The sequence below is a fragment of the Clostridium sp. genome, from assembly GCF_051650885.1.
In the GTDB taxonomy this organism is placed as follows: Bacteria; Bacillota; Clostridia; order Clostridiales; family Clostridiaceae; genus Clostridium.
Map to the genome: position 1 here is coordinate 1 of NZ_JBOFRG010000015.1, position 3,017 is coordinate 3,017.

Genomic DNA, 3,017 nt, shown 5'->3' on the forward strand with positions numbered 1-3,017 from the left:
ACTTTAATGATTTTATATGGAATACAAGGTGCATATCAGCCATCAGTTCAAGCAAGCTTACCATTTTTATTAGAAAAGGAAGATTTATTAAAAGGAAATGCAATAGTAAATCAAGTTAGTGCACTTTCAAATTTAATAGGACCAATTATAGGAGGGCTATTATATGGAAGTTATGGTTTAATGCCAATTCTAGTTTGCAGTATAGTTTGTTTTATTGGAGCTGTAATTATGGAAATGATTATGAAGATACCATATGTAAAAAGTAAAAGTGAAGATAAAGCTTTAAATATTGTAAAGAATGACATAAGAGAAAGTGTAAGCTTTATAACTAAAGAAAAGCCAGTATTATTAAAGTCAATTATTATAATATCATTATTCAATCTTTTCTTAACTTCAATGATAATTGTGGGAATTCCAGTTATTATAAGAGTTAATTTAGAAATGTCTAGTAGTGCATACGGAATTACACAAGGAGTACTTGCATTAGGAGGTCTTGTTGGTGGAATATTAACAGGGGTTTTAGGGAAAAAACTTAATATAAAAGGTTCATATAAATTATTAATGTTAGATTCAGTTGCATTAATTCCTATGGGAATAATTTTAATGGGAGGAGGTTCAAACAAATTAATTTATATAGTTACTACAGCTTGTTGCTTTATGATTATGGCGGTTGGAACTATGTTTAGTATTCAAATGTTAAGTTTTATACAAGGAGAAACACCAGGACATTTAATTGGAAAGGTTATATCATTTTGTTTAAGTCTTGCAATGTGTGCACAACCAATAGGACAAATCTTATATGGATATTTATTTGAAGTTTTAAACAATAATGTGGGAATTATTGTTTTAGGAGCAGCTATAGTTAGTGGAATTATAGGAATTATGGCAAAAGGTGTGTTTGAAAAAATAGAAGATAGAAAAATAATAGAAGAAATGAGTTTAGAAGGAGAGAGGATATAATGGAGAAGGTAGCAAAAGTTATGGGATATGGAGTAATGAAATTTTTTAATATGATAGTGGGGGTGCCTTTAGCACTTGCAGGTACAATAGTTGTTTTAGCATTTTGCTTAGTTGATTTAATACTTTTATTACTTCCAGTATTTTTAGTATGCCAAATAATGTTAGAAGATGTAGCTATAATAGTTCCAAACATTCTTCCAGTACAAGTAATGTTCACAATAGTTGGAACTTTAATGGGATATTATCTTCATAAGATATTAAAGGTTTATGTTCCAATGTGGTTTAAGGGAACTGCAAAATATATAAGTGAAAGTTTTAGCTTTAATTATTAAGATTGGGAAAGAGGGGATTTTTATTCTCTCTTTCTTATTATTGTGGTACAATAAGGCGATTAACATTAAGAGGAGGAACAGGCATGAAAGGAAAAAAATTAGATAATTTAAAATTAAATAATGACCAAAAGACTAATAAAAATTTTATGTATAGAGATTTAAGACGTAGCAATTGTTATAATGTAGAATTTTCAGGTTCAAATTTTAGCTTTGCAACTATGAGAGGGGCACATTTTAAAGGGTGCGATTTCTTTGATTGTAACTTTAACTCTACAGAATTTATAGGAAGTAACCTTAAAAAGAGTAAATTTAAGAAAAGTACTTTTGAAAATGCTATTTTTGAAGGGGTTAACTTAGATGGAGCTGATTTTCAAGATGCAACTTTTAAAAATGTAATATTTGTAGATACAGATGTAACTGTAGCTAAAAATATGAAGTTACCTGAAGATATTAAGATTTTTGAAGAAATGCCAGAGCTTTCTATAAGTGAAGATTTAGAAAAAGCCATTTTAAGTGCAATGGAAAATGACCATATTAAAAAATCAAGAGCATTAGATACAAAAACAGGTTCTATAAACCCTATAAGTGTAATGATACTATTAGATAACTTTACAGAGAAAGTTCTAATAAGTGGATTAAAGCTTATGAAAGATAGAATGGATAAAGATTTCTATACTTTAAGTTACATAGTAAAAACTATAAAAGATTATGGAAAAATGGGAATAATATAGAATTTATAAGGAAACTCCATTACATATAAAAGATATGTAGTGGAGTTTTTTTAGTATATTGGTTACAAAAAGGGAACTAGAGAAAGAAAAAGTGCCTACTTGTACAAGAAAAATGAAAAGGTATAATTGAGGATGAGAAAGTATAAGAGGGAAGAGGAGATAAAAATGGGGAATAATTTATGTAAAAAAAAGACTGAGAAGGTGTCGTATAAATCTACAATATATGCTTGTTATATAGGATATTTTATTCAAGCAATTGTAGTTAATTTAACGCCGTTATTGTTTATTCCATTAATGGAGGAGTTTAATCTTTCATATGGGCAAATAGGAATTCTTATTGTAGTTAACTTTGTTACACAATTTATATTTGATATAGCTTTTAGTAAGCCAGTTGATAAGTATGGATTCAGACCTTTTGCAATTGTAGCACATATATTTTGTGTAGTAGGATTTGTTTTATTTAGCATGACACCTGTAATTTTTAAGGGAAATGAAATGGTTGGGTTTTTAATAGCAACTATGATTTTTTCAGGTGCAGGTGGACTTTTAGAAATTATATTAAGTCCAATTATAGATGCAATTCCATCAGAAGATAGTGCAAGTGCTATGAGTTTATTACATTCCTTTTATGCATGGGGACAAGTTGCAGTAATATTAATTACAACTATTTTTCTATTTATATTTGGAAAAGGAAGTTGGAGCACTATTGTTTTAATATGGGCAATTGTTCCATTTGTAAATATTTTTATATTTATGAAAGTACCTTTAACTAGAAAAGTAGAGGCATCAAAGATTATAAAAATTAAGGAACTTATAAAAAATCCTGTATTTATAATAGCATTCTTTGCAATTATGATGGGTAACTAAACTGTTACAACAAATTTAAACAAAACTATACAAATACGTATAGAAGTATAGATTTAAAACAGAAAGCCCTCTGTATCTAGTGATAGGTGCAGACTCGGAGTTAATTGCTTTTAACCCCTAAAGCCTT

4 protein-coding genes are annotated in these 3,017 nt (G+C 28.5%); all 4 read left to right on the forward strand.

The genetic code is table 11. The features are described from left to right. On the forward strand, window positions 1-960 hold a 960-nt coding region (locus tag ACRC28_RS00415; RefSeq protein ID WP_438541484.1), incomplete at its 5' end, for an MFS transporter. Next, window positions 960-1,292: a hypothetical protein gene (locus ACRC28_RS00420; protein ID WP_438541485.1), complete on the forward strand. Its 333-nt coding sequence runs from the start codon at window positions 960-962 to the stop codon at window positions 1,290-1,292. The genes ACRC28_RS00415 and ACRC28_RS00420, both read left to right, overlap by 1 nt. Window positions 1,293-1,438: 146 nt before the next feature. After that, complete coding sequence (locus tag ACRC28_RS00425) at window positions 1,439-2,023, forward strand: pentapeptide repeat-containing protein (protein ID WP_438541487.1); 585 nt, start codon at window positions 1,439-1,441, stop codon at window positions 2,021-2,023. A gap of 165 nt (window positions 2,024-2,188) precedes the next feature. After that, a complete protein-coding gene (locus ACRC28_RS00430) occupies window positions 2,189-2,890 on the forward strand; it encodes an MFS transporter (protein WP_438541486.1) in 702 nt (233 codons plus the stop codon). Window positions 2,891-3,017: the final 127 nt, after the last annotated feature.